Source organism: Gimesia aquarii (assembly GCF_007748195.1).
Lineage (GTDB): Bacteria > Planctomycetota > Planctomycetia > Planctomycetales > Planctomycetaceae > Gimesia > Gimesia aquarii.
This window is the reverse complement of sequence record NZ_CP037920.1, coordinates 2,577,136-2,603,916: the sequence shown is the minus strand read 5'-3', so window position 1 is coordinate 2,603,916 and position 26,781 is coordinate 2,577,136. Positions and strand designations below refer to the sequence as shown.

General features: G+C 43.2%; 24 protein-coding genes. 14 read left to right on the top strand and 10 right to left on the bottom strand.

Annotation, left to right across the window (positions count from 1 at the left end):
• Positions 1 to 45: 45 nt before the first annotated feature.
• From V144x_RS10410 to V144x_RS10395, 4 genes are all read right to left on the bottom strand, one after another.
• On the bottom strand, positions 46 to 1,770 hold the full coding sequence (locus V144x_RS10410; RefSeq protein WP_144985104.1) for a SpoIIE family protein phosphatase: 1,725 nt from the start codon (positions 1,768 to 1,770) through the stop codon (positions 46 to 48).
• Positions 1,771 to 2,017: 247 nt separating this feature from the next.
• A complete protein-coding gene (locus tag V144x_RS10405; RefSeq protein ID WP_144985103.1) occupies positions 2,018 to 3,715 on the bottom strand; it encodes a serine/threonine protein kinase in 1,698 nt (565 codons plus the stop codon).
• A gap of 153 nt (positions 3,716 to 3,868) precedes the next feature.
• A complete protein-coding gene (locus V144x_RS10400; protein ID WP_144990824.1) occupies positions 3,869 to 4,993 on the bottom strand; it encodes a pyridoxal phosphate-dependent aminotransferase in 1,125 nt (374 codons plus the stop codon).
• A 105-nt stretch (positions 4,994 to 5,098) separates the two neighbouring features.
• Positions 5,099 to 5,641, bottom strand: coding sequence for an NUDIX hydrolase (locus V144x_RS10395; RefSeq protein WP_144985102.1), 543 nt, complete (start codon positions 5,639 to 5,641; stop codon positions 5,099 to 5,101).
• Positions 5,642 to 6,076: 435 nt separating this feature from the next.
• Between V144x_RS10395 and V144x_RS10390 the strand changes: the two genes are divergently transcribed.
• Together V144x_RS10390 and V144x_RS10385 are read left to right on the top strand one after the other, a co-directional pair.
• Complete coding sequence (locus V144x_RS10390; protein ID WP_144985101.1) at positions 6,077 to 6,667, top strand: DUF5077 domain-containing protein; 591 nt, start codon at positions 6,077 to 6,079, stop codon at positions 6,665 to 6,667.
• Between the two features lie 63 nt (positions 6,668 to 6,730).
• Positions 6,731 to 8,452: an SMP-30/gluconolactonase/LRE family protein gene (locus V144x_RS10385; protein ID WP_144985100.1), complete on the top strand. Its 1,722-nt coding sequence runs from the start codon at positions 6,731 to 6,733 to the stop codon at positions 8,450 to 8,452.
• A 32-nt stretch (positions 8,453 to 8,484) separates the two neighbouring features.
• Here the strand turns inward: V144x_RS10385 and V144x_RS10380 are convergent, their stop codons facing one another.
• The gene (locus V144x_RS10380; RefSeq protein ID WP_144985099.1) at positions 8,485 to 8,979 is read right to left on the bottom strand and encodes a hypothetical protein; all 495 of its coding nucleotides are present in this window, start codon (positions 8,977 to 8,979) and stop codon (positions 8,485 to 8,487) included.
• Between the two features lie 266 nt (positions 8,980 to 9,245).
• On the opposite strand from V144x_RS10380, the gene V144x_RS10375 reads away from it, so the two are divergent.
• Positions 9,246 to 9,938, top strand: coding sequence for a uracil-DNA glycosylase (locus tag V144x_RS10375; RefSeq protein WP_144985098.1), 693 nt, complete (start codon positions 9,246 to 9,248; stop codon positions 9,936 to 9,938).
• A gap of 28 nt (positions 9,939 to 9,966) precedes the next feature.
• Here the strand turns inward: V144x_RS10375 and V144x_RS10370 are convergent, their stop codons facing one another.
• Complete coding sequence (locus tag V144x_RS10370; RefSeq protein WP_144985097.1) at positions 9,967 to 10,833, bottom strand: formyltransferase family protein; 867 nt, start codon at positions 10,831 to 10,833, stop codon at positions 9,967 to 9,969.
• Positions 10,834 to 11,377: 544 nt separating this feature from the next.
• On the opposite strand from V144x_RS10370, the gene V144x_RS10365 reads away from it, so the two are divergent.
• From V144x_RS10365 to V144x_RS10335, 7 genes are all read left to right on the top strand, one after another.
• Positions 11,378 to 11,704, top strand: coding sequence for a TroA family protein (locus V144x_RS10365; RefSeq protein ID WP_144985096.1), 327 nt, complete (start codon positions 11,378 to 11,380; stop codon positions 11,702 to 11,704).
• A 605-nt stretch (positions 11,705 to 12,309) separates the two neighbouring features.
• Positions 12,310 to 12,633 (top strand): hypothetical protein, encoded by a 324-nt coding sequence (locus V144x_RS10360; RefSeq protein ID WP_144985095.1) that lies wholly within the window; start codon positions 12,310 to 12,312, stop codon positions 12,631 to 12,633.
• A 68-nt stretch (positions 12,634 to 12,701) separates the two neighbouring features.
• On the top strand, positions 12,702 to 13,046 hold the full coding sequence (locus V144x_RS10355) for a hypothetical protein (protein ID WP_144985094.1): 345 nt from the start codon (positions 12,702 to 12,704) through the stop codon (positions 13,044 to 13,046).
• A gap of 807 nt (positions 13,047 to 13,853) precedes the next feature.
• The gene (locus V144x_RS10350; protein ID WP_144985093.1) at positions 13,854 to 14,177 is read left to right on the top strand and encodes a hypothetical protein; all 324 of its coding nucleotides are present in this window, start codon (positions 13,854 to 13,856) and stop codon (positions 14,175 to 14,177) included.
• Between the two features lie 87 nt (positions 14,178 to 14,264).
• Positions 14,265 to 14,597 (top strand): hypothetical protein, encoded by a 333-nt coding sequence (locus V144x_RS10345; RefSeq protein ID WP_144985092.1) that lies wholly within the window; start codon positions 14,265 to 14,267, stop codon positions 14,595 to 14,597.
• Between the two features lie 84 nt (positions 14,598 to 14,681).
• Positions 14,682 to 15,032 (top strand): hypothetical protein, encoded by a 351-nt coding sequence (locus V144x_RS10340; protein ID WP_144985091.1) that lies wholly within the window; start codon positions 14,682 to 14,684, stop codon positions 15,030 to 15,032.
• Between the two features lie 406 nt (positions 15,033 to 15,438).
• Positions 15,439 to 15,774 carry a hypothetical protein gene (locus V144x_RS10335; protein ID WP_144985090.1) on the top strand — a complete coding sequence of 112 codons (336 nt, stop codon included), beginning with the start codon at positions 15,439 to 15,441 and terminating at the stop codon, positions 15,772 to 15,774.
• 135 nt (positions 15,775 to 15,909) lie between these two features.
• Here V144x_RS10335 and V144x_RS10330 read toward each other — a convergent pair whose 3' ends face one another.
• Positions 15,910 to 17,235 (bottom strand): hypothetical protein, encoded by a 1,326-nt coding sequence (locus V144x_RS10330; RefSeq protein WP_144985089.1) that lies wholly within the window; start codon positions 17,233 to 17,235, stop codon positions 15,910 to 15,912.
• A gap of 407 nt (positions 17,236 to 17,642) precedes the next feature.
• On the bottom strand, positions 17,643 to 18,278 hold the full coding sequence (locus tag V144x_RS10325; protein ID WP_144985088.1) for a nucleotidyltransferase family protein: 636 nt from the start codon (positions 18,276 to 18,278) through the stop codon (positions 17,643 to 17,645).
• A gap of 107 nt (positions 18,279 to 18,385) precedes the next feature.
• Here V144x_RS10325 and surE point away from each other — a divergent pair, with 107 nt between their 5' ends.
• The 4 genes from surE (at position 18,386) to fhcD (ending at position 23,103) form a co-directional block, all read left to right on the top strand.
• On the top strand, positions 18,386 to 19,195 hold the full coding sequence (gene surE / locus V144x_RS10320) for a 5'/3'-nucleotidase SurE (RefSeq protein ID WP_144985087.1): 810 nt from the start codon (positions 18,386 to 18,388) through the stop codon (positions 19,193 to 19,195).
• A gap of 216 nt (positions 19,196 to 19,411) precedes the next feature.
• Positions 19,412 to 21,460 (top strand): PAS domain S-box protein, encoded by a 2,049-nt coding sequence (locus V144x_RS10315; RefSeq protein WP_144985086.1) that lies wholly within the window; start codon positions 19,412 to 19,414, stop codon positions 21,458 to 21,460.
• Complete coding sequence (locus V144x_RS10310; RefSeq protein ID WP_232102779.1) at positions 21,450 to 22,082, top strand: response regulator transcription factor; 633 nt, start codon at positions 21,450 to 21,452, stop codon at positions 22,080 to 22,082. The genes V144x_RS10315 and V144x_RS10310 overlap by 11 nt, the downstream gene beginning before the upstream one ends.
• Before the next feature lie 106 nt (positions 22,083 to 22,188).
• The gene (gene fhcD, locus V144x_RS10305) at positions 22,189 to 23,103 is read left to right on the top strand and encodes a formylmethanofuran--tetrahydromethanopterin N-formyltransferase (RefSeq protein ID WP_144985084.1); all 915 of its coding nucleotides are present in this window, start codon (positions 22,189 to 22,191) and stop codon (positions 23,101 to 23,103) included.
• Between the two features lie 21 nt (positions 23,104 to 23,124).
• Here fhcD and V144x_RS10300 read toward each other — a convergent pair whose 3' ends face one another.
• A complete protein-coding gene (locus tag V144x_RS10300) occupies positions 23,125 to 26,001 on the bottom strand; it encodes a 2-oxoglutarate dehydrogenase E1 component (protein ID WP_144985083.1) in 2,877 nt (958 codons plus the stop codon).
• A gap of 403 nt (positions 26,002 to 26,404) precedes the next feature.
• Entirely contained in the window at positions 26,405 to 26,767 is a 363-nt protein-coding gene (locus V144x_RS10295) for a DUF3467 domain-containing protein (RefSeq protein ID WP_144985082.1), read from the bottom strand.
• Positions 26,768 to 26,781 lie beyond the last annotated feature (14 nt).

Here is a 26,781-nt window from a genome sequence, read left to right as displayed (position 1 = left end):
AAACCATTGCTCAACAATACATTGGCAGAGCACTGATTATACTGCTTACTTTTTACGCCGAAAGCTGACAACACAAATGTCATCTTTTTGCATCGAATCCTGTCTGAAAGCATCCACATCTGACAGAATCCCTTTCACAAGCGGCTCAACCTCTTCAGGGCCAGACTTGATATATTTAATCAGGCGATCTCGGTGATAAAGATGATTATCCTGATCCATGGCTTCAGTGACTCCATCCGTGTAAAAGACTAATGTGTCTCCTTTTTCCAATGTTATGGTTTCTACGTGGAAAGTTTGGTCTTTTAAAACTCCCAAGGGCATCCCTGATTTCTCTTGTGCGACTGGTAGCACAGTCCCTTCTGCACTTTTTCTCAGCAGAGGGGCCATATGTCCTGCATTCACAAGCGAAACAGTATGCTTCTTTGGGTCAAGGACTGCGATTACAAAGGTGATAAACCGTAATCCAACACCACTGGAAGCTATCTCTGTATTTAATTCAGTTAAGGCTTTATCGGCAGATGGTTTTGAAAGAACTTGAAATCGTGCCGAGGCATACAAACGTGCCATTAAAATTGCCGCCGGAACCCCTTTCCCAGCAACATCACCTAAAGTGACGACGAGCTTTCCATTAGGTAGTTTGATATAGTCGAAATAATCACCGCCAACACTTTGCGCTGATTCATAATAATCAAAAAACTCATATTCTTTAAATTTGGGGCGGCTATGGGGTAATAAGCCCAATTGGATCTGATGCGCAAACTCCAGGTCACGCTCGATATCTCGTTGCTTCACCAGATCTTCGTGCAACTTCGCATTTTCTACGGCCAGACTCGCCTGCTGCGTAATTGCCACTAAGACATCCAAATCATCTTTATCGAATTGCTGTCCGATATCACGCGTAGCAATTTGAATCACTCCCAGAATATCACCCCCGTGTGAAATGAGTGGAACGCACATCATGGAACGAATTCTGAGTGAAGTAATACTCTCGCTCATTTTGAAACGATCATCTTCTACCGCATCGGCACTCAAAATCGCGGCTCCACTCATAATGGCTTGTCGCACAATTGTCGTGCTGATCCGAATCGCATCCTCGTCCTCTGACCGTCTGGCTTTTGTGGCTTTGACAACGAGCTTTTTACGCTCGGGACTCTGGAGCATAATGAAACCTTGGTCAGCCTGTGCAAATATCTTGAACAGCCCGTCCAGAATTCGAGGAAGTACTTCATCCAGCTTTAAAGCACGGCTGAGAGTCTGGCTAATTTCCAAAACGGCATGCAGCTTGACTTCTGGCTTCACACTGATACGTAACTGGCTGCTGGTATTCAAATCAAGCTGGCTGATAATCGATGAACCATCTAGAACACCTTCTTCCGAATTCTCGTCGATGGCCAGCAAATGTGCTTCCTGTTTCAAAGAAGAATTACTAACTTCCATCGTCTGTTGAATGGATGAATCGAGAAAATCGGGATGATCCTGATAGTTCAATAAAAACTGCATCTGGATATCACAAATACTAATAGTATCGCTTTCGTGCAGTTCGGTCCTTCCTTCGATGGGAGCCCCATTCAATAACGTCCCATTTCGACTATGCAGATCTTCCAGGTAAAAGAAACCGTGACTCTCCAGAATCTGCGCGTGATAACGGCTAACCGCGACATTATCAAGTACGATTTCGCAGTTAGGGTGGCGGCCCATAATCACACGATCGCCACTTAACTCGATGATTTGTTCGGGAACCTTCCCTTTTAAAATTTGTAAAATCGCCACGATAGTATAGTGCCCGACTTAACTTGAATGCGACTGACTGTCTGGAGCGGTTTTATCAGTTAGGTTACTGATCGACGACAGCCATTCTTTGAATTCCCTCAGATGCGAAGCAGCTTGCTACCACACCTGAACATTACACTATTATAATCTGTTCCGTTCTAAAAGACATCTTCCCTGTCATCAAGACTACTCAAGATTATAAAAGTCATTCTTTCTTTTCAGGGAAATGATGTTTCATGTATCAATTTTATGATCGATCTGCTTCATCTGCATTAGGCAGATCGAAGATTTCATCGAGTTCTTTGCCGTTATCAATACCAAGGACACTTTGGTTATTTCTAAGAGCCCGTGAAACATATTCAACCATTTCTGTATCCAGTTCTATATCCGGATCTCTCAGTGGATTTTCAACCTGGAGATTCCATATTTCCTGAGACTTTTGAGCATCGCCTCCTATGCTTTCTAGTGCCATCAGGCCTGCATAACCATTCACTATAGTAGAAACAGACTGACCAGAATCAATCAGTTCCTGGAAAATCTTTTTTGCATCCCCATATCGACCTTCTCTGATTAGTAACAGCCCCAATCGAATTTGTGCACGAGATTTGTAAAATTCGTCATCCGGAAAGTTAGTAATAACGGCCTTCCATGCATATTCACTGTTTACCAACCTGACTGCCAGGAAATACTGAGTCATGGCTGATTTTTCTTTTGGTATCATATTTTGATCAGTTGCATTGTCCCCTTGCTGGAGAAAAGGAGCATTCAACGGATCTCCGGGACGATTGATCCATCCAAAGGCGGCAGCCACACTGCCCACACATAGGAAAGCCAACAGAAACGCGGCAAGTTGCCTCTGAATATTTCGATTCCCCTGAAAAGGAAGAAACGCTCTCCAGTTGTTTTGCTGACTGTCGGAAACCTGTTCCGGAATTTTTTTTATTTCCTGCATTAGCTCGGTGGCGTTCGCAGGCCGTTTATCGGGATCCTTTTCCATCATACGATGGACTAAATCACAAAGCGCCACTGGTAGATCCGGACGTCGATCTGCTAGTGGAGGAGCCGCCTCATTTAAATGTTTGACGGCAATGGAAAGTGCCGTTTCACCATGAAAGGGGGGTCGCCCCGAAATCAAGTGATAACAAGTCACCCCCAGTGAATAGATATCACTACGCTGGTCAAGTACTCCGCCATTGACTTGCTCTGGACTCATATACAAAGGAGTCCCCATCGTCATGCCAACTTGAGTCAGATTGACTCGTTCATCAGACTGAGCAATTTGTGCCAGTCCAAAATCGGCAACCTTGATCTGTTTTTTGGACGTCATCATAATATTCTCGGGTTTGATATCCCGATGAACGACTTCTTTTTCTGCGGCAGCATTTAATGCAGCAGCGATCTGTCGCATGATCCTGATAATCAAAGCATAGTCTGGGGGAGCATAACGCGCAAGATATTCTCTCAGATTAATACCACGCACATATTCTTGAGCAATATAATGCGTTCCTTCAAACTCTCCCGTCATATAAACCTGTACGATATTAGGATGTGTAAGTCCCGCGGCCGCTTTTGCTTCACGTTCAAAACGCTTGAGATGCGTTTCATCACTTAACAATTCATCATGCATGACCTTGATCGCGGCTTCACGTTTGAGAGAAACCTGCTCAGCCAGGTAGACAGTCGCCATCCCCCCCTGCCCCAATTTCCTCAAAATTTTGAAGTCACCTAACTGCTTGCCCACCAGATTCACTGCTTGGGTTTCACGAGGTGACGGAGAGGAGTCGGTGGTCTGGTGGACGGTCTGGCCCATGGGATCAGAATCTTCAACACCAGATAATCGTTGAGTACGAGATTCTGCCCCTTTCACCGGGGGTGATGCGGAACTTTCACCAGGCGTCCCCGTGGGAACATTGCTCATTTTTTTCTGCGGTTTATCAGATGGCATAAGTCGTTATCTGGCAATATGGTAAGTCAATGAATGCCTGAAGGAAAGCTACATACATTCTCTATAATAAAGGTGATACCCTTTCAGGTATAGAGAAAGTTTTTATTTGTCAGAAAAAACTTACCCCCCATTACTGATCTCATCATTTTTTCACTAGTTTTTACTACCTATCTGATCTACCAGCCGATTTAGGATTTCGGCTCCCTGTTCCAGAATCGGATTTTCCTGAGCATAAGAAATGCGAAAATGCGAATCATGGTTACTAAACACATTACCGGGAATGATCAAGAGATTGTTTTTGATCGCTTCCATACAAAATTCGGTCCCTGTTCCCCACGGAGCTTTCAGGAACATATAAAATGCTCCTTCAGCGCCTGAAATCTCGTATCGTCCTGATAATCGATCACGCATTAAATCACGTTTTTGGCGATACTCTTCTACTCGCTCAGAAACATCATAGTCCAGCGCGGCTAAGCCTGCCCATTGAATTGGCTGGGGAGCACAAACGAACGTATATTGTTGTAACTTGATCATCTGCTGCATGATACTTTGAGGGCCATGCACAAAACCAAGTCGGTGGCCTGTCATTGAATGTGATTTACTGAACCCATCAATCACAATCACATTTTCATTAAATCTCGCTGGACTAACAAAAGAATGGTCGTAACAAAAGGAACGATAGATTTCATCGCTCACCAGTGCCACATTTTTTTCCGCAGCCAGCTCTGCCAAATCACGGGTTTCTGCTTCGGTTGCTACATAACCAGTAGGATTGCTGGGGCTATTAAACAAAATTAATTTTGTACGATCTGTGATTGCGGCTCGAACTTTCTCAATATCAATCGAGAAATCGGGATAGGTTTCCACAAAAACCAGTTTAGCTCCAACCACTTTCGCCAAATGTGAGTACATCACAAAGTACGGATCGAAGACGATCACTTCATCGCCAGGATTGACGAGTGCGTTTAAAACCAGCATCAGTGCACCGCTGGTACCGCTGGAAATGAAAACCTGACGATCGTCGTGATGATATTCAGCATCCACACGAGCCTGGATCTTCTCAATTAAGGGCGCAATCCCCTGAGTCTGGCTGTAGGCATTTTTACCATCTCTCACGGCTTGACACAAAGCATCCTTAACTGGTTCCGGAGTATCAAAGTGAGGCTGCCCGATGCTGAGATTTATCGGATTCTTCATATTGGCAGCCAGATCAAAAACTTTGCGAATTCCAGATGCATCAATCAGATGCATGCGGTCAGAAATCCATTCTTCAATCATATCGCTCATATTCTTTTCTTTAAGGACTTATTTTCAGATCATCAAGCTGAGATCATTTTAGTGCATAACGGCTTAATAAGGAAATGAGGAACTGTACCAGCGGTATTAAGTGATGTATTTAGATAAATAATATAGCCCGGCATAAATCCGCGCATCGATCAGACAACCTCGCTTTTCCGCTGCGTTCAGCCACTCTTCAATATCCACAAAAGGAACGTTATGCACAGTAATGTTTTCTGAATCATCGCCTCCACCTGCAGCAACTTTTGTCAGATCCAATGCGAGAAAAAAGTGAACAGTTTCATCTGTCAGTCCAGCCGAAGAAACTGTTGGCCCGAGTGGTATTACTGTTTGTGATTCATAGCCAGTTTCTTCCATGAGCTCACGTAGAGCTGCGGTTTGAAGGGCTTCGGACTCCTGCCCCTGGATATCACCAGCCAGTCCAGCCGGAAATTCAATTACTGGCGCATCCACAGGTGGTCGAAACTGTTCCACAAAAATCACTTGATAATCAGAAGTGAGTGGGAACAAACAAACCACACCTGTTGCATTCGCACGCTGAATGAATTCCCAGCGTCCCCGTTTTATTAATCTTAAGAAGCGCGTCTCAGCAATGATTTGATCGGATTCCTGATTCTTGTCATTCATCTATATTTGTATTCCTTGCCAGTCCCAGCAGTATTTTAGAAACATTGCTCAGTTATGTTTCTTCAGGAGAACTCTCTCATTCACATGATTATTGATTGAACTGAAGATTCAGATCATCAAGAATAGACACTCAGACATATAAGTCGTTTTCATTTATGATAAAGAGGCGCTAGTTTGATGATGCTCAACTTACCGTTCAGGTTCACCCCAAATTTTAGAAATCTTCTCCGCACTCTTTCCCTGATTCTCATTATAAACACAGCAGTTTGTCTTTTCTATGGCATCGAACTTGTAGGTGAGACGAAGTCCGCGTCCCAGACCAGTGATACATCATTTCCCATCCAGAAAAAGTGGGGTACCATCAACACTCTACCTCAAGGTCTGAAGCTAGAGATCTCTCAGTTACAGCAAAAAGAAAAGCTCCTGATTCCGCGAATGAATAATCGCATCAAATCTGTTTATATTGCTCAGGACGCTGATAAGAAACCGCTTGATCTGAAACCTGGCGTAAATGAATGGGAAATCCGCTTGTCTGCAAAAAACGAATTAACATTCCCTACATCGGTGGTTGTTGAATTTAAAGAGCCCCCTTATTTACCGGTAAAGCCTAGAGTGATTCAAGAGAATCAGAAGAAACAAATTATCCTGGATGCAAAAGATGCGATCGTACATGGTGAAATGTTACGATTTGAACCGCAACCGCATAAAAATACAGTTGGCTACTGGGTGAAAGAGAAAGACTGGTGTGAATGGAAATTTAAGCCGAATGCTCCCGGTATTTTCGATGTCTATATTCTCCAGGGATGTGGCAAGGGACAAGGCGGTAGCAAAGTCGAACTGTCTGTCAATAAAAGCAGACTCAACTTCACCGTGGAAGATACCGGGCATTTTCAGAACTTCAAAGAGCGACCCATTGGCAAACTGACTATCAGTAAAGACGGTGCCCAATCATTACAACTAAAGCCAAAACAAAAAGCTAAGAATGCTATTATGGATGTACGTCAAATACGTCTGATTCGTCAATAAACGAGCTTCAACAAGAGAAGATCACTGATTTTTCATCACAGCCTCAGCTTACAGGAACTATTTATGAAACGGCTTGCTATTTTTCTATTATCGCTCGCTTTTTTTAACAATACCAATAACGCCGCGGATTCGATTGTTGATACCTCGTCGCCTCTTGAAACAATTGCTACCGATTTTGGATTGGCAGATGGCCCTGCCTGGGATGGAGGTGGAAATCTCTATTTTCCTGATGTCAAAGGAGGGAAGCTATATCGCTACAATCCGAAGTCAGGCAAGGTTCAGGTTTTTCTCAACAATGCTGGGCGTATCAGTGCTACCTACTTCAACCATGGAAAACTGTTCTTGTCAAATAATGGTGCCAGTCAGATCAGTGTGCTGAACGGCAAACAGAAAACACGAATCGCGGGTCAACCGAGAGATGCCAAGCCTCCCCGCAGGCCCAACGATCTCGTGGTCGATCAGCAAGGTGGTATTTATTATACACTCACAGGAGCAGGTGAAGTCGTCTGGATTTCACCCGAAGGTAAGCAACACATCGTTATTAAAAATATTAAAACGCCAAACGGCTTGATTCTTTCTCCCGATGGTAAAACACTTTATGTGGCGGCTTATGTACCTAAAGAAATTTGGGCGTATACAGTAACCAAACCTGGGGTTGTAGAAAACGGTCGCCTTTTTGCCAAAATGGATTCCGGTCCTGAAAAAGGTGCTGATGGAATGACAGTTGATCGCGCAGGTAATGTCTACTGTGCGGGACCTGCTGATATCTGGATCTGGAATCCCAAAGGCAAATTGCTGGCAAAAATCCATACACCAACACGTCCCATAAACTGCACGTTCGGCGATCAAGATATGCGTTCTTTATACATTACCGGCTTTGGTGGTTTATACCGTCAGCGAATGAATACTTATGGGTGTTTTCCAGAACCGGCTCTGAAAGAAAAAATTAAAAACCCTAAACGCCCCTCGACGATGATTCCCAAAACAGTTTCTTCTCACCTGAATGTCGTTTACGGTCAAGTAGGACATCGAAAATTATTAGCTGATATTTTTGTCCCGAAATCAGGAAAAGGACCATTTCCTGCTATCGTTGTAGTACATGGCGGAGGCTGGCTAAACGGTGATAAAGCAAAATTCCGCGCACTGGCTCTTGCGTTGTGTGAACGTGGATATGTTACCATGGCAGTCGGATATCGACTGGGACATGAAGCCAAATTTCCCGCAGGCATTCAGGATTGCAATGCCGCGGTTCGTTTTTTAAGGGGAGAAGCACAAAAGTACCATGTTGATCCTCAAAAAATTGGTGCTGTGGGTGGCTCAGCGGGAGGACATCTTGTGGGTCTGATGGCAGCAGCACCTCATGTAAAACAGTTGCAAGGTAGCGCAGGTAATCAAGATCAGCTTTCAAATCTACAGGCTGCAATCGTTATGGCCGGTCCGATGCAAATGGCTTCTGGCTCGGTAGCTGATCGCTCTCGCAAGAATCCGAAAAAATCAAATTCGAATCAGTGGTTGGGCAAGACGATTGATGAAGCCCCAGAATTGTATCAACTCAGTGACGCGTACTTGCACCTCTCTAAGAAAACACCACCACTCTTATTCATGGTGGGTGAGTTTGATTTACCAGAACGTAATGCACCTTCTCGTGAGAAACTGAAATCACTGGGAGTCGATACTGACGTGAAAATTTATCCGAAAGGAAAACATGGCTGCTGGAACCAATTGCCCTGGTTCAATGACATGGTGGCAGACATGGACCAGTTTTTTCAGAATCACCTGAAATAACCAAAAACAGTGAGGATGGATGGGGGCACTATTTATTTTATGTCCTCATCGTCCTCTTCATCAAACTCATAGTCATCATCTGCGAAGTCAAAATCACCATCTGAGATTTCACCACTGGCTTCGCTGTCACTCATTTCACTATCACTGAACTCATCGACTTCGTCAAACTCAAATTCATCTCCTGAAGCAAGTTCATCCTCAACCTCTTCGTCGGCGAACTCATCTGAAAGTTCTGCGGCTGAATCGCTTATCATTTCCTCTTCGTCTTCGTCATCTTGAGCCGCCTCTTCTGGCTGATCCTTTCCTTTCCCTTTTTTCTTCGTAGCTCCTTTCGGTCCTAAGACCAGGGCACCGATGGGCATCAGCGCCAGAAAGCCACACAAAAGCAATGTCAGTCCTGCCACTCCAAGTAAGGTGGCAGACATGGATTCTGCATGATTCAGAAAAGCCATGACCAACAAATAGGCCACATAGGCACCAGGTATTGCAGCTACCAGCGACATCAATGGAAGTTGTAGTTTCGACACAATCACTTTTCCTGAAAAGGACTTAAGAGCAGTGAATTTATAGCTAAGTCTATTCCGGTTGTGACCGGAAAATAGAGAGGTTGTTCTCTATAGTAAATAGGACTCAGGTGCTATTTCAAGCCTGTATTTCAAAATGCCTGCTCTAAATAGAGAGTCCAGTTTGACTGCAACTCCTATTTGCTGGTATTGATAGTGCAGATATATTGCATTTAATCGCTATAGCCGGACTTTGGTCATCGTCCTCATCAGCCAGAAACAAAGAGAAAATGAAACCTGAATCCAAGTGGCATCAGTTAAATCAAAAGATCATTCGTTGTACAAGTTGTGATCGACTACTTGCCCACTGCCAAAAGATTGCAGCGGAAAAACGAAAGTCTTTTCAGGACTGGGATTACTGGGGAAAACCTGTCCCTAATTTTGGTGATCCGCAAGCAGAGTTATTAATCGTAGGACTGGCTCCCGCCGCTCATGGTGCCAACAGAACAGGCAGAATGTTTACCGGTGACCGAAGCGGTGACTGGCTCTATCGTGCTTTGCACAAAGCAGGATTTGCCAATCAGCCAGAAGCCCAAAGTAGCTCTGATGGTCTGCGATTACAAAACTGTGCTATTACAGCAACCTGCCACTGCGCACCACCGGCCAATAAACCAAGCCGAGATGAAATCGAACACTGTCATACATGGATGGAACAAACGGTAGAATTACTACCCGTGAAAGTATTCCTTGCATTGGGTCAGATCGGCTGGAAATCAGTCCTTGATTTCAAAAAACGGCAGGGGCAATTGAATGGAAAGCGTCCTCCATTTTCACATGGAGCGAATTACCAGTTCTCGGATGGTATTTGGCTGGTGGGTAGTTATCACCCCAGTCAGCAAAATACATTCACAGGGCGACTAACCGAACCGATGTTTGATTCCGTTTTTGAGCTGGTCAAATCAAAACTGAAAGAAAAACCATAAACAGCCGATTTAGAAACCATTTTCAAAATTAGATTGGTTCAATACCTACTACTCGATGAAAATGCAGCTCCACCTCACGATCAATGACACGACGCACTCCTTCCACCAGGCATTCCGGCTCATGTTGAGTTTCGCCAATGCGTTTTATCTCTTTTAATGGAGTCCCCGGTGAGACAGCAAACGCATTTTGGTGAATGATTTGATTGCCAGCATCCAGCTCCGGAATTATGAAGTGAATGGTGGCACCAAATGTGAGCATATTATGGCTAAATGCATCCTCATAGGGCTGAAACCCTGGAAACGAAGGGAGTAGGCCATGATGCAGATTAATAATCCTCCCGCCAGCAAAGCTCCAGCAGATGTTGGGGGGCAGCACACGCATATACCGAGCAAGCAATACATAATCGACATCATAGGAATCGAAGAGATTGACCATCTCAGTGTTGTCAGGATTTCCACGTTCGTCACCAATGTTATGAAAATCCAGATTATGTTTTTCAGCTAAAGATTGGCAGCGGTCCCGGTTTCCAATAATCACTACGGGCTGCGCTTGAATCACCCCTTCCTTGATAGCATTCAATACGGCTTCAGCAGGTTCGCTACGATAAGTCGTACAAATAGCAATACGGGGTAGCCGATTTTGTTCATCTCGCGCCCAGACACGTAATGTGAGCCCTTTTTGTGTGCCAATCTGCATGATCCGTTCTCTCAAAACGGGAATTGGCTCTACATCAGCTGGCCAATCTAACCGTAAAAACATGGCAAACAGCCGTTCTGAGTCATGATCATACATTTGTATTTCGTGAATGTTCGCGCCTACTCCGGTCACGTAATGCACGATGGGGTCGGCCAAACCACGATTATCGGGTCCAACTGCTGTAATGGTGACCTGCATATCTTCAAAGACTTTCTTGAGTTATTGATTTTCCACATTTAGTGAACGCACATTGTGTCCCTCAGTTAAATGGCTCTCAATTAAGTTTATAACATTTTAGCAAATTGCTCAGACCTAAGTGAAACGGTGACTCAGATTCGAAAGGATCTCTAATGAATCATATTCAATGTAAGCCCTTGTAGGAATTCGTAAACGTGAAATGTAAAGAAGTGTTTCATTCTCCTTACATTTCAAAAAAATTTTTCAATCAAGTTCAATTGTGTTTATATAAAAAATGAGCTGTTAACTTTGAATAGCAAATGTGTTAGAGAAATTCATCTATATGGTATTCCAAACTATCGATAAAAACAGAACATCCGGCATGATCTGTGCAATCGATACAACCGGTGGATTTGAAATTCTCAATATAACTGATTTCTTCTCCCCAACTGGAATATGAGTGAACTGGTTCTCATTTCCTTATTGTAGTCTCTCACGATTCATGATTTCTCAGTCTGAATCGAATCGGTATTACTCTCTAATTACGAAGTAAAGGAACTCAAACATGTTAAATCAATTTTGGAATGACGAAGCCGGTTTCGTTATCTCTGCGGAACTGGTCCTGGTACTGACGATCGCTGTGCTGGCCATGATCGTTGGACTCAGCGAAGTTGCTGTTGCTGTTAACACGGAATTAAACGACATCTCAAACGCTATTGGAGCCCTGAATCAAAGCTATGTTTATACAGGCTTTCGTGGAAATGGAGGGAAGTTCAAGAGCTTCTATGCTGGTTCGCGATGGGACGATGCCATTGATGATTGCGACCTGAACACCACTTGTGATCTGGTAACAGGCGCGATCTTTGTGACTGGAATAGAGACAGGCTTCTAAACATCTAAAGGGAAGATAAAAACCCTTAGTTTTTAAAATACTTGAGAGGCAGGACTCTGGAAGAGATACATCTCTTCCGGAGTTCATGTTTTAGGGAGAAGTTATATTCAATGTAAGTCTTTGTAGGAATTCGTAAACATGAAATGTAAAAGAAGTGTTTCAATATTTTTACAATGTCTAATCCTCAACTCGCCGTTCTTACCACGAGTTACTTAGGCTAACAATTGTTAAACTTGAGCAATAAAAGACGTTAGGTAAACTCTTCCACATTTGTGCTTTGTAGGGTCTGTAAAGATTAACCCTATGGCATAACCTGTGCGATCATCTCGATCAGCAGACAGGGAATTCTGTGAAATGGGCCCGTGAATCACTGGTTCCTATCCCCAAACGCTATGTGAGTAACCGGTTCTCATATTTCCGTTCGGTCGACTCAAGTTCCCGGTTATTGGATGTATCTGATAAGCCAATTTGGCTTCTCTGAACAGTCAATGGCTGATGCTGAATCTCTATGTGGTTTCAAATAGGGATTGCCTCTCGTGATTTATGATCTTTTGATCTGAATCGAATTTATTTACTCTCAAGTTAAAAATTAAGGAACTCACAACATGTTGAATCAACTTTGGAATGACGAAGCTGGTTTCGTAATCTCTGCAGAACTGGTTCTCGTTCTGACTATCGCCGTATTGGCCATGATTGTTGGACTGAGCGAAGTTGCTGTTGCTGTTAACACAGAATTAAATGATATCTCAAACGCCATCGGAGCCTTAAACCAGAGCTATGTTTATACTGGTTTTCTTGGTAACGGAGGAAAGCTCAAAAGTCGATACGCTGGATCACGATTTAATGATGCAGTCGATGACTGTGACGTAAACACAACTTGTGATCTGGTTACCGGTGCTGGTGCTGTTACTGCAGCAGAAGCTCCATAATTCGATTTATAAGTTAGATTTGAATGGCTCTGTTCAGGGTTTTCCTGGACAGAGTCTTTAGGAACAAAATGATGCGCGCTTTATGGCATGAAGAAAGTGGATTTGTGATTTCAGCAGAGTTAGTCCTGGTACTGACGATTGCCGTTTTAGCTATGATCGTCGGACTGAGCGAAGTTGCTGTTGCTGTTAACACAGAATTAAATGACATATCAAATGCCATCGGAGCTTTAAATCAGAGTTTTGTCTATACAGGTTTTACAGGAAGTTCTCGAGGCGTTGATGGAGTCGGCGGTAAACTAAAAAGCGTAGTTGAAGGTTCCAGATTTAACGATGCAGTCGATGACTGCGACCTGAACACCACCTGTGATTTAGTTACTGGTGCCGCTGCTGTCACTGTAGCTGAAACTCCGTAATAATCCTCACAATTGGAACCAGACCTAATTAGAGAACGAACTCCTCTAACTGGTTTCCATGTTTAAAATACACTCAATATTTTGACAGTCTCTTTAACACACTGTTCAAAATCATTGATAAGACAGGTTGCCTAAAAGCAACCAACCACTCTTTCTACGTCTTTGTCACTCACTCAAAGTCACTCTATCTAAATTCTATTGCTGATTACATTTGTATCGATTTCATAGACGTGTTTCTTTTGTAACACACCCTCTGTGGAGTTCTGTAATCAATTCTTCACCAAGATCTGGCACACCGACTGCGACATGAATCGAGCGGAGTAAAATAAGTCGATTCAAATTCAATAAGAAGAAATACATAGATCTGAGTTAGCAAATAGAAATCACTCATTGATTCGCAGCGTTGTGACCCGTGTTGAGGCTTCTTCATTTTCATGTGATTTGTCCCCGAAAGAAGAAGAGAAGCCATCTGCATTGTATGAAGGTGAGAGAGCATCCAATGCAAATGATGTTAACTACGTCATTTACTGGGCTTCCATTGCTCCACGGGTCATAACGTGTGCTTACTGGATCATTCAAAGAAACAATACTGCAGTTTGTACCGTGAAATTACCGGCCAGTAATTTCACACATGTGCCTGAATGGAGCTAACGCTCATATTCCGGTTCAGGGATAGATATTACACCCGTAATATTTATTTTTTGTTGTGGATTGTTTTCTCATCTGAATTTTCTTTTTTCAGAGTTATAGAAATCAATCCTCAAGTTAGTCTCTCAATTAATTTTAAAAACCAAGGAACTCACTAGAATGTTAAATCAACTTTGGAATGATGAAGCAGGTTTCGTAATTTCAGCAGAACTAGTTCTTGTTCTGACCATCGCTGTATTGGCTATGATCGTTGGACTGAGCGAAGTTGCTGTTGCTGTTAACACTGAATTAAATGACATCTCAAACGCCATCGGAGCATTAAACCAGAGCTATGCTTACACTGGTTTTCAGGGTGACGGTGGAAAACTTAAGAGCCACTATGCTGGTTCACGATGGAATGATGCCATTGATGATTGCGACCTCAACACAACTTGCGATTTAGTTACAGGTGTTGGAGGAGTGACTGTAGCAGAAACTCCCTAATCATAATTTGGGTTTTTCTTGAATTTGGACAACTCTGTTCAGGAGCTTTCCTGAGCAGAGTCTTTTTTCATAAAAGGAACAAATATTATGATGCGGGCTTTATTGTATGAAGAAAGTGGATTTGTCATTTCTGCGGAATTAGTTCTTGTTTTGACAATTGCCGTTTTGGCAATGATCGTCGGACTCAGCGAAGTGACAGTTTCTGTCAATACAGAATTGAACGATGTCTCAAATGCCATCGGAGCTTTGAATCAGAGCTATGCATTCACAGGCTTTTCAGGTAGCAGTTTTTGCGATGGAAAAGCGAAAAGTGTTGTTGCTGGTTCACGATGGAATGATGCCATTGATGACTGCGACCTCAACACGACTTGTGACCTGGTCACAGGTGTTGCCGGTGTGACTGTAGCAGAAACACCCTAATCTATAAATTGAGTGTTAATTAATTTGGATGACTCTGTTCGGGATTTTCTTGAACAGAGTCTTTCACAAACGGAATCAAAAATCATGATACATACTTTATGGCATGAAGAAGGTGGATTTGTCATTTCTGCTGAATTAGTTCTTGTTTTGACGATTGCTGTCTTAGCCATGATCGTCGGACTCAGCGAAGTGACAGTTTCTGTAAATACAGAAATGAACGATGTCTCAAATGCCATCGGAGCTTTGAATCAAAGTTACGCATATACCGGATTCTTAGGAAGTACTTTTGGTATTGATGGTGTGGATGGCAAAGTCAAAAGCATTGTTGCTGGCTCTCGCTTTCATGACGCTGTTGATGACTGTGATCTGAACACGACCTGTGATTTGGTAACTGGTGCTGTTGTTGTAACCACTTCTGAAGCCTTGACTCCATAATTCCAAAAAAATCTACTCCAAACGTATCAAACCCTCAAGCTTTACAATAGCTCTTTTTACGATCAAAGGGTAAAACACTTTGTACAGAAACATGTTCATTTTGCTTTACATTTCGCAAGAGTTGCCTGTAATTGATGTTTTGAACCCTTTCAAACACAAATAGTCGTAAATATAATCTATTGCTATAGATATAACCTCTCCTGAATCCTCAATTCTAGTGTTTTGCTCATCATGACTGCCCTTTTGGCACATACCCTGCGTAAATAATTTCCGGCAGTTTTGTTTGAGCGATATCTCAAAACAAATCGGCTAAAAATGTTTTCTACTCTCTCACGAAAAGAAACACTCTCTCACTCTGCCGAAAGTCAAAGTTTCGGCGCCTACTACCATTTAAGGGGACTCAAAAATGTTGCATATCATGCACCGTCTGTACAATGACGAAGCAGGCTTTATCGTTTCTGCTGAACTTGTCTTGGTTTTAACAATTGCTGTATTGGCCATGATCGTTGGTCTAAGCGAAGTGGCTGTCGCCGTCAATACAGAGTTAAACGACGTTTCTAACGCCATTGGCGCTCTCAATCAAACATATGCATTTACTGGATTCTGGGCAGGCAGCCGCGGCAAAACAAAAAGTTATGTACTCGGCAGTGAGTTTGATGATGCTTTTGATGATTGTGACAGAAACACTTCTTGTGACATTGTTTGTGGTGCAGAAGGACTACCTTCCGAAAACGGAAGATAAGACTCAACAGTGATGAGAAAGAGATTGTTCTTTTTTGTTATATTGGGCTGTCAGAGTTAGATTATATAAAGAAAGAAGCAGGTTTAATAAATAAACCTGCTTCTTTTGAATTAACATCCAACGAACTCGTCAGAATCAGGCTGAAACCTTTGGTTTCGCCGGTGCGGTTTTCGGATTAGCTTCAGGCTCTGGTTTAGGAGCGATTGGCTTGGCCGATTCCCGACTTTCTGGAGCAAGATTACAATCACCTGTTGCACAGGCAGTTGTTGGACAAACTGTCGTAGGAACCATCGTGCAAACTTCGTAAGGAACCTTACGGGCAACACATTTTGAAACGTATCGAGTACAATTGACGGCTACCTGTTTAGGAACGCAACGTGCGATACGACGTGTTACAGTAAAAGGAACTTTTCGAGTAACACACTCAGCGACTTTTCTGGTGCACTTCTCAGAAACCATTCTGCAAGTTTGAACGGGAACTTTGCGAACTTTTTCCTCGCAAACCCAGTTACAAACCTGATAAGGAACTTTTTGTGCTACAGTTTCAGTAACCCAACGGCAAGTTCGGTAAGGAACCTTTGTGACAACCACTTCAGGAACCATTTTACAAACTTTAACAGGCACTTTGTTCACAATCACTTCAGGAACGTATCGTGTCACCTGAACTGGACAGTTCTGACGAACGACCTGAGGAACATACCGTGTGCAAGGAACCTGACAGGCAACTCTTCGCAGTCTCCAAACCTTACGGCAGTGAGTTCGACCAGGAGTTTGCACCATGCTCATTACAGGCCGTCCACACGCATCTGTCGACCAGCAGGGGCGACACTTGCCAGGTTTGTTAATTTGACGAGTTTCCCAAACTCCACGTAAACGATGGACGGTTCGGTATGTCGTTACCGGTTTCATCACAGTGTAACAACGTTCTTGATTAACGGTTTCAGTCACTGGACGCATTACCGTTCGTCGGCATTCCTGTTCGATTGTTTCCACAACAGGTCGCATTACCGTACGACGGCACTCGCGCTCATGGTTTTCCCACACAGGACGCTGTACCTGGTAACTGCAATCGCGGTACTTCGTTTCCATGACAGGGCGTCGCACTGTGTAACGTTCTTCACGTTCAGATGTTTCAAATACAGGCTTCTGTACCGTGTATTCTTCATCTCGGTAAACAGTTTCATTTACCATGCGATAACAGGTTTCCTGCTTGTCTTCATAAACTGTCTCATATTCCGTACGATAGGCGGTATACTGCTGAGGCTCTAAAACAGTATCATAAACAGTTCGATAACATGTTTTGCGTTCAACGCGACAGGCCGTATAACAAGCAGTCGGTTGGCAGGCTACCGTAGGGCAACAGTTATAACTTGCTGCTCCAAAATACCTGCAAGCTTCAGCGGAATCGTTGACAGCCAACATCGCCACAGTGGCAAATGCCAAGGCCAAGGTTTTACTCATTTTTTCCCCTCCAAAAAAGTTTCGTCACATGATGAAAGCGTGCGTTTTCCGAATTTCCATTTCATACATGACTGTCTGCATTATTGACATGACCAGAAAAAAGATGCAAACCAAAAGCTGACGTCTCATATGGAAAAAACAAAATCGCATCGGATTGTTACATCTAGCACTCAAACATAGATCACATAGTTTTGGCAACTTGAGGAAAAAAGGGGGATATGTCACTTTAGTTGAGAGGTCTTTTCTTGTTTCACTTTATAATCGTTACTACCTGCAAAGTTTCACAAAATCAACATATTTGAGACTTAAACTATTGCGAGATATCAACATGAGTACTTAAATCCACACACGAATTTATCAACGTGTCTTTGATATAGAAACATCTAAATGATTGGATGGATTAGAGTTCAGATATCGAACGAATATTGTCGCTTCACATGCTCATAATCTTCTGGTGTATCCAGATCAATCAGTATTTCCGGATGAATACATTCAAATAAATGCGGAACAATTCTTTGATTATTCCATAAAGCATTAATTCCTTCATCGTTTGAGAGTTGAAAAACGTCAACCGAAACAGACCAACGAAAAAAAGCAGGATGGCCTTTTCGATTTTGAAATGTGGGAATCATGACTGAAGCCTGACTGCTCTGCCAGGCTTGATTCAGGTCCTCGATAACAGAATGACTGAGAACAGGATGATCTGCTGGAATTAACAACCAGCTATCATCTTCAGCCGGATGATAATGAGAGTCGATCCATCTCAATCCAAGTTGTACACTGGCTTTCATGTCGGGGGGATCGATTTCAGGTTGAATTAATTGTATGTCTAAGTCAGAGAGATGTGCTTTTAAAAGATCATCCCCTTTTCGGGCAACAATAATGATCTTTGTAATAAAAGAGACGTTTAATACCCGAACCAATCGTTGAATGACTGTTTCCTTACCGAGAGGAAGTAGCAACTTATGCATTCCCATGCGACGGCTCATTCCAGCGGCAGGAATAATAGCAAACAGTCGCGGCGGTGTATTTAAAGTGGTCATTCAGATAAGATGTCCTTAGATAAATGAAAAGTATCACTCACTGATTACAGAGTAGGAATCTTCATTTCTATTGAAAACTGGTTTCTTTCTTGATTTGAGGTAATTTTGTGCAAATATTGTTAACCAACGATGATGGCATTCATGCTCCTGGTATCCGTAGCTTACAAAAAGCACTTTCGACATTGGGAGAGGTAGAAGTCGTTGCTCCTTTGTCTGAACAAAGTGGAGTCGGTTTAAGCATTACTTATTTACACCCTCTCATGGTACACCAGGAGTACGAAGGAGAGAAGCACTGGGGTTGGGCCGTAGCCGGTAGTCCGGCAGATTGTGTAAAGCTGGGCATTCTGGAATTCTGTCCGCGACGTCCAGATCTCATTGTTAGTGGGATTAACTCTGGTTCGAATGTAGGCATCAATGTACTCTATTCAGGTACCGTTGCTGGCGCGATTGAAGGCGCTTTTGCTGGGATTACTTCTATTGCAGTTTCTGCTGCCAGCAGCTTCTCCAATGACATCAAACCTGATTATGATGAATGTGCCGTGCAGAGCATTCCCATTATTCAAAGGCTACTGAAAGAAAATTCCAAATCAGGCCGACTATGGAATGTGAATTTTCCAGAAACCAAAGAAAATTGGCCACGCGGAGTGAAATGGACTTCTCTGGGAGTCAAGCGCCACATTGATGTCATGGAAAAACGAACTGATCCACGCGGACGACCTTATTATTGGAGTGGATTAGATCCATCTTCTAATCATCAACTAGAAGATGGTACTGACATCCAGGAACTCTCAGAGGGATTTGTGACCGTCACTCCGCTCAATTATGATTTAACAGACCATAAGCAACTGGATCAATCTCTGAGTGGACAAGCAGGTAGGGATCTTCATGTAGAGCATGATCCAGACTACTACAATTGATCCTGAATCAATATTTCATTCCATACCAAAGTTTGACTTTTCGCTTATTACTTGTGTAGGATAATGGATAGTGCATAAATCTACATATCGATAATCCTACCAAATGACTTGCTCGAGATGAGTAACCAGAAATGATCATATCATGCGGTGCGTATGCACCGTTCTGATATCTACTGTAGCGAAAGAAATCGAGAAAATGTGTTTAAGAGGTGAAGAATGAAGCACGATGAATCGCCTCAGAATACGGCTCTTCGTTCTCAGTCATCAATCGACAATTTTTCCAAATTGACAACCAGTGAAGTCTTACAGAGTATCGCTGAGTTCGATCATAAACTCTTAAGAAAATTCCTCTCGAATACCCCCTTGATCATTTGGGCCGTCGATCGAAATGGAATCGTTACACTCTCTGAAGGTGGTGGCCTTGCAAAGCTTGGTTATGAACCAGGAGAATGGGTAGGAAGATCGATTCTAGAAGAGTTCGCTGAAGATAAGGAATTAATTTCAATATTCAGAAAAACCCTGAATGGGGAAGCCAACCATATTGAAAGACGTACTGGCGACTTGATTCTGGATGTCGAATATACCCCGATCTACGACGATCAAAAAGAGGTAGATGGTTTTCTATCTGTAGCAATTGATATCACTGAGAAAATCGCTTCACAGGAAAAGATTCGCCTTTCTGAAGAACGTTTGAGTAAAATTTTCCAGGTGAATCCAGTTGCGATGTGCATCTCAGAAATCGAAACAGGAGTATTTATAGAAGTCAATGACAGCTTTCTGTCAGCGCTAGAGTGCAGCCGTGAAGAAGTTCTCAAAAAAAGCGCCTTTGATGTCGGTTTCTGGCCTAGCGAAGCTCAACGTAAGAAAATGATTGATACGGTAATCAAAGAAGGAAAGGTAAGTGACCTCTATTTCGACTTCATAAATCCTGCAGGTAACCGCTTATGTACGGTATTGTCAGCAGTTCTGATTTATTTCCGTGGAGAAACATTTTTACTATCCTGTATCAAAGATGTAACCAGAGAACGTGAAGCACTGAAAGAACTCGAAACTCTGAATGAACACCTCGAAGCCAGAGTCATTGCCAGAACCGCAGAACTCCAAAATGCGCATGCGATCCTGAATGAAGAACATAAAAAAAGAAACCGACTTTACCGTGCACTTCAGCAAACAGAAGCAAAGTGGCGTTCGCTGGTGACGAATGCACCAGATACCATCTTGACTTTGGATGGTGATGGAACAATCCTCTACCTTAACCATACAATTTCGAATATGGGAATCGAAGACATTATTGGTTCTTCTATCTATAAATATATGAATCAAGCCGAAGTCCCGAAAGCAAAAAAAATATTAAAGGAAGTATTTGATACCGGTAAACCACAGGTAATGGTCACGGAAGGGCATAGTGCCGATGGAACGAATGCTCTCTATTCCTGTCGGGTGGGAGCGATGGTAAGTGGTGGAGAAACCATTGCCGCAATGGTCATTGCCACAGATATCACTCAACAGAAACAAGCAGAACAAGAGTTAGTCAGGCGCCGCGCAGAACTCGCACATCTCTCGCGGCTTTCCACAATGGGGGAACTGGCTGCAGAATTATCACATGAATTAAATCAGCCTCTGGCGGCGATTAACAATTACACTAACGGTTGTATTCGTAGAATTCGTTCGGGAACAACCAGTCTTGAAACGCTGATAGAACCACTTGAAGAAACTTCAAGACAAGCGCAACGTGCGAGTGAAACAATTAAACGTCTGCGTCGTCACGTCCAAAAAAGTGAAGTCGAGTATAAACCGCTTGATATTAATGTCGTCATTGAAAATTCCATTTCCTTACTCGAACATGAAATCCAGCGAAATTCGACCGCTTTACATCTAGAACTAAGTCCGGGACCATTAGAAACAATTGGCGATGCAATTCAAATTGAACAGGTTTTGGTCAATCTTTTACTCAATGCCATTGAAGCCATGTCTGAGATACCGCCTGAAGAAAGAAAGTTACTTATTCAGTCTGATCAAGACAAGGATAATAATTTACTGATTACTGTGACAGATAGTGGTATAGGTTTGAAAAAAGAGGAAGAAAAATCTATCTTTGAAATATTCTATACAACTAAACAAAAAGGACTGGGTGTCGGGTTATCTATTAGCCAAACTATAATTGAGGCTCATGGAGGTACTCTGTCCCCTCGTAGAAATAAGACAGGAACGAGTTTTATCATCACTCTTCCCCTGAAAAATGGAGATACTCACGGTGTTAGCTGAAATGACAATCGAAAAAGAAGCAACTGTATTTGTGGTCGATGATGACCCTGCAATTCGAAAATCGTTACGTTGGCTTATTGAGTCTGTCGGTTTAAAAGTGGAAACACACGAACTGGCAAGCGACTTTTTAGAGAGTTACTCACCGGACTCACCAGGCTGCCTGGTACTTGATGTGAGAATTCCTGGAATGAGTGGTTTGGAACTGCAAGAAAAACTCAGGGATCGAGGCTATGACATTCCTGTAGTCATTGTTTCTGGATATGGTGATGTTCCCATGGCCGTGCGTGCCATGAAAGCTGGAGCTGTCGATTTTCTGGAAAAACCTGTAAGTGATCAGGTCCTCCTGGATTATATTCAAAAAGGAATTGAACGAGATATAAATAATAAAAAGAACCGCTTAGAAAACAAAGAACTTTTGGAACGAAAAAAGTCTCTAACGCGTCGGGAACTTGAAGTAATGGAACACGTCGTTTCCGGGCAATCCAGTCGTGAAATTGCAGAAATATTGAATGTCAGCTTTAAAACCATTGAAGCACATCGCGCGAAGATTATGAAAAAGATGAAGGCAAAAAGTGTTCCCAAATTAATTCAAATGGATCTGCAAATTAAAAGAGATGTTTAATGAGAATAATTAAGTGACTTTTTAATCTAAGTCTTAGATCTTGCGTGAAAATCAACATAAAAAATGATAGACAAAATCTGTTTTTACAGATGATTTGAGAATTAACTTGAACATTCATACTGAATTGGAATTAAACGGTATTTCCATTTGTGACACTTTTGCGGAAGCTTTCACAACGGTGGGAACTCGGATCATTGTAACTGCAATGACAGAGTCTTGGGCCAGGACTGCTGCAGCTGAAGTATGTGGTTATGCGACGAGCGTCATTGCCTGTGATGCAGAAGCGGGGACAGAAAAATTCTTAACTCCCGACGAAAGCCCCGATGGTCGACCGGGAGTCAGTCTGATGTTTTTTGCTTTTGGCCGTTCGGCCTTGGAAAAAGCAGTCACGAATCGTGTTGGTCAATGCATACTTACCTGTCCTTCAACAGCTTGTTATTCAGGTTATTCAGGCTCGGACAAGGAAAAAAACATCGCTTTAGGAAATCAGTTACGTTTTTTTGGTGATGGTTTCCAGGTGTCCAAAAAATGGGACAACCGACGTCTCTGGAGGATTCCAGTCATGGATGGTGAATTCATTTGTGAAGATCAGGTAGGATCATTTAAAGGAGTAGCAGGAGGCAATCTAATCATTTGTGCGACAGATCAACAAAACGGGCTACTTGCTACCGAAGCAGCCGTTTCAGCAATGCAAAAAGTAGAACACACAATCCTTCCTTTCCCAGGCGGAATCGTCAGAAGTGGCAGTAAAGTGGGATCGCGCTATTCGAAATTGAAAGCCAGCACCAATGACGCTTATTGTCCCACAATCCGTGCACAAACAAAATCAGATTTGCCTCTGGGTACTGGCTGCGTCTACGAAATTGTGATTGACGGGGTTTCGTTCGATCCGGTTCAGCAGGCAATGAAAGTAGGATTACAAACGGTCTGCCAACAACCGGGAATTCTCCAGGTCACTGCCGGCAACTATGGAGGCAAGCTCGGCAAACACCACTTCCATCTTCGGGACCTGATCGATTAAAACCATCATTTGGCGCTAGGTTTACTCTTCTTTTCGAAAACTTTCTGAGATCAACATTTCCTGTTCAAATTGATGGCTTCTACCCGAACCAGTCGCCGGACTGGCACTCGCTGCGCGATAAACCCCTTTTAGAGGATGTCGGCCAAATACATTTCCTTTGAACTGGCAATAAATGAACCTCCAGGATCCCATATTTTCGGGTTCTTCCTGAACCCAGTAAACGGGTGTCCCTTCAGGATAGGGAGCTAACGCCTTTTCCAGCTCTTCTGTTGGAACAGGATAGAGTTGTTCCATCCGAACGATTGCCACATCATCGCGTTCTGCCTGCTTGCGATGCTCATTGAGATCATAGTAGATTTTTCCAGCACAAAGTAGGATTCGTTTTACCTGACTGGGATCGATATCCGAAGGATCGGCGATCACTTTGAAAAAAGATCCTGAGTTCATCGAACTGAAACTGGAGACTGCGTCCCGATGCCGAAGTAAACTTTTTGGAGTCATCACAACTAAAGGTTTGCGCCACTTTCGAATGACCTGGCGTCGTAATAGATGGAAAAATTGATCTGGCGTAGTGGGAACGGCAATCTGAATATTGCTTTCTGCTGCCATTTGTAAGAATCGTTCGTATCGTGCACTGGAATGCTCTGGTCCTTGTCCCTCAAATCCATGAGGTAACAAAAGCACGATTCCACTATAGCGCTGCCACTTGTCTTCGGCACTCACAATGAATTGATCGATAATCACTTGAGCCGCATTACAGAAATCACCAAACTGTGCTTCCCAGATTATCAGACCATCGGGGCAATCTAAACTGTATCCGTAGTCAAAACCAAGAACGCCTGCTTCTGAAAGCGGACTATTCACAACCTCAAATTTTCCTTGCCCCTCTACTAAATGTTTAAGGGGTGTATACTTTTTACCTGTTTTCACATCATGTATCACAGAGTGGCGATGGCTGAATGTACCTCTCTGAGCATCTTGACCACTCACCCGAATTCGATATCCCTCTGTCAACAACGAAGCGAAAGCAAGCCCCTCGGCTGTTCCCCAATCCAGCTTCCGTTCTCCCGATGCCATCTCTTTTCTGATATTCAAGAGCCTTTGGATTTTTTTATGTGGAGTAAAACCTTCTGGGACCTCAGCCTGCTTTAATAAAAGATTGACGAGATTCTCCTCTGGAACTCCTGTATCAACCTGATCAGCAGGTAATTCGTCTCCTCCTCTATAACCTGCCCAGATCCCCGCTGGCAGTTCAACCGTATGTGGATAGTTCTCTACCCTGGCTGCAGCCAGTTCTGCTTCCAGATGTGAAATACTCTCTTCTCGTAAGCGGTCACCATCTTCTTGTGTGACTGACTTTCGTTCTAGCATTCGTTGCAAAAAGCTATCTCGAACTGATGGACGTTTCGCAATAGTATTGTACATTTGAGGTTGAGTGAAAGAGGGTTCGTCGCCCTCGTTGTGACCACGTCGACGATAGCAATACATATCGATTACAACATCGCGATGGAATTCTTTTCGAAAGTCCATTGCCAGCCTGACAACTTGGGCTACTGCTTCCGGATCTTCGCCATTCACATGAAAAATTGGAATCTGCAACATCTTTGCCACATCGGTGGCGTAGGTTGAAGAACGACTTTGAGCGGGATCTGTCGTAAATCCAATCTGGTTATTGACGATCACATGAATCGTTCCACCGGTTCTATACCCCTTTAGCTCGCTAAGATTCAAGCTCTCCTGTACCACACCTTCACCAGCAAAAGCAGCATCTCCATGAATCAGTAATACAATTCCCTTGGTGCGATCAATGTTCTCCCAGCGATCCTGCTTGGCACGCATCCGCCCCATAGCCACTGGATTCACGAACTCCAGATGACTGGGGTTAAAGCAAAGTGTGAGATGGACATTATGGCCTGACTCAGTCATCCAGTCAGAGCTATAGCCTAGATGATATTTGACATCTCCACGACCAACGCTGATTTCTGGAACGGAATCTTCATACTCACGAAAGATTTCACGAGGCTTCTTTCCCATAATATTTGTGAGAACATTGAGACGGCCTCTATGGGCCATTCCAAAAACGATTTCATCAACTCCTTGCTCACCAGCTTTCTCTACAGCAAGATCTAGCAAAGGGATTAGACTTTCTGCCCCTTCAAGCGAGAAGCTTTTTAAACCAACATACTTCTTCTGTATGAACTCTTCAAAGACCACTGAGTCCGTTAAGCGGCGTAATATACGAATTGCTTCCGGCCGCTCGAATTTAAGAAAGTTAGCTGTACTTTCCATACGTGTTTGCAGCCACTTGCGTACGTGTAAACTGTCGATGTGCATAAACTGAGCACCTATCGATCGACAGTACGTATTGCGCAGCCATTGAATCATTTCCCGCAAAGTACGTTGAGAAGGACCACCAAACGACGAAGTGGAAAAGACTCGATCATAGTCCTTCTCTGAAAAGTCGTAAAATTCGGGCATGAGTTCTGCAGGAGTGGCTCGTTGTTTCCCCAGTGGATCCAGCGAAGCCAGAATATGTCCACGCACCCGGTAATTTCGAATCAGCTGGTCGAGACGTTCCTGACGATCCGCAATTTTCATTGTCTGACGTTCGGATCCCTCCCGCTTCTGCTTCCCGGGAGGATTGAACATCGTATGTCTTTTGAACGACGGGCCAAAACTCAATTTTTGACTTCTGGTGACTTTCGCGGGAAACCTGGCAAAATAGTCCTGCCATTCCTGTGAAACGGAAGCTGGTGACTCCAGATAGCTCGTATATAGGGATTCAACAAACGTCAATGACTCTGAGCTTAGTTCATTGATCAACTCTGTCGGTAATTGAGCTTCATGGTGACCATTACCATTGAAATTGGATGAAGCAGAATCTGGTTTATCAAGCATTGTGCCCTCTCCGGGCTGAGAGAAGAACGTGTCTTAAATATCTAAAATTCGCACTTAAAAACAAATGCTTTATTGTGGAAACAAGCCTTGTATGAATCGGACTTACGATATCGTATTATATCTTACATCAGAGTTTTAAAGTGCTCCACTCTAGTTGACTTGCGCTGTCATACAGAAAGTTACCAAACTCGTTTTCGCTTTCCTACTCAATTGATGCTAAACTTTTATTCAAAATCTCAGGAAAAACCAGAATATTAGGTATGATACCCCAGAATCGACTCATGATAAGTCTAAATTCTTGTAAAAGATGAGTGCTTCTGGCGCACAAAAAAACCGTCCCGATGAAAGCTGTATCGAGACGGTCAGAAAATAAGTCTAGTTCAACTTACTTTGTGTCAAAACACTAGGTCTGCTGACGTACAACCCGCTTACGAATGTCTGTTTCCAAAACTCCGAACGCCTGCTCATGCCTTTGTAACGCCATTGAGAGGGCACTCAGCAATCGTTTCGCAGTATAATGATTCAGGATAATACGCTGACCAACATTGATCTCTGTGTTAGCAGGATCAAGTGGTTGTGGATTCAATCCCAAGTCCAGAATTAATTCTTCTGGAGTACTTGAAACACGGCAGAAATTGGCATAGCTGGCAGCGACATCAGTATCATTGACTTTGACCTGTTGCTGCTGTTGGGCTGGAGCTTGAGCCTCCTCTGGAGCGGTTTCCGTTGTTTCTTCAGCTGGTTTGTCATCTTTCTTAGCACTCACGCTTAATTTCTCCT

Excerpts from the sequence above, each read along its gene's own strand:
- V144x_RS10385 (WP_144985100.1), top strand. The coding sequence starts at position 6,731 with ATGAAACGGCTTGCTATTTTTCTATTATCGCTCGCTTTTTTTAACAAT.
- V144x_RS10395 (WP_144985102.1), bottom strand. The coding sequence starts at position 5,641 with ATGAATGACAAGAATCAGGAATCCGATCAAATCATTGCTGAGACGCGC.
- V144x_RS10360 (WP_144985095.1), top strand. The coding sequence starts at position 12,310 with ATGTTGAATCAACTTTGGAATGACGAAGCTGGTTTCGTAATCTCTGCA.
- V144x_RS10375 (WP_144985098.1), top strand. The coding sequence starts at position 9,246 with ATGAAACCTGAATCCAAGTGGCATCAGTTAAATCAAAAGATCATTCGT.
- V144x_RS10345 (WP_144985092.1), top strand. The coding sequence starts at position 14,265 with ATGATGCGGGCTTTATTGTATGAAGAAAGTGGATTTGTCATTTCTGCG.
- V144x_RS10390 (WP_144985101.1), top strand. The coding sequence starts at position 6,077 with ATGAATAATCGCATCAAATCTGTTTATATTGCTCAGGACGCTGATAAG.
- V144x_RS10355 (WP_144985094.1), top strand. The coding sequence starts at position 12,702 with ATGATGCGCGCTTTATGGCATGAAGAAAGTGGATTTGTGATTTCAGCA.
- V144x_RS10405 (WP_144985103.1), bottom strand. The coding sequence starts at position 3,715 with ATGCCATCTGATAAACCGCAGAAAAAAATGAGCAATGTTCCCACGGGG.
- V144x_RS10315 (WP_144985086.1), top strand. The coding sequence starts at position 19,412 with ATGAAGCACGATGAATCGCCTCAGAATACGGCTCTTCGTTCTCAGTCA.
- V144x_RS10340 (WP_144985091.1), top strand. The coding sequence starts at position 14,682 with ATGATACATACTTTATGGCATGAAGAAGGTGGATTTGTCATTTCTGCT.
- V144x_RS10335 (WP_144985090.1), top strand. The coding sequence starts at position 15,439 with ATGTTGCATATCATGCACCGTCTGTACAATGACGAAGCAGGCTTTATC.
- V144x_RS10300 (WP_144985083.1), bottom strand. The coding sequence starts at position 26,001 with ATGCTTGATAAACCAGATTCTGCTTCATCCAATTTCAATGGTAATGGT.
- V144x_RS10325 (WP_144985088.1), bottom strand. The coding sequence starts at position 18,278 with ATGACCACTTTAAATACACCGCCGCGACTGTTTGCTATTATTCCTGCC.
- V144x_RS10365 (WP_144985096.1), top strand. The coding sequence starts at position 11,378 with ATGTTAAATCAATTTTGGAATGACGAAGCCGGTTTCGTTATCTCTGCG.
- V144x_RS10350 (WP_144985093.1), top strand. The coding sequence starts at position 13,854 with ATGTTAAATCAACTTTGGAATGATGAAGCAGGTTTCGTAATTTCAGCA.
- V144x_RS10330 (WP_144985089.1), bottom strand. The coding sequence starts at position 17,235 with ATGAGTAAAACCTTGGCCTTGGCATTTGCCACTGTGGCGATGTTGGCT.
- V144x_RS10370 (WP_144985097.1), bottom strand. The coding sequence starts at position 10,833 with ATGCAGGTCACCATTACAGCAGTTGGACCCGATAATCGTGGTTTGGCC.
- V144x_RS10400 (WP_144990824.1), bottom strand. The coding sequence starts at position 4,993 with ATGATTGAAGAATGGATTTCTGACCGCATGCATCTGATTGATGCATCT.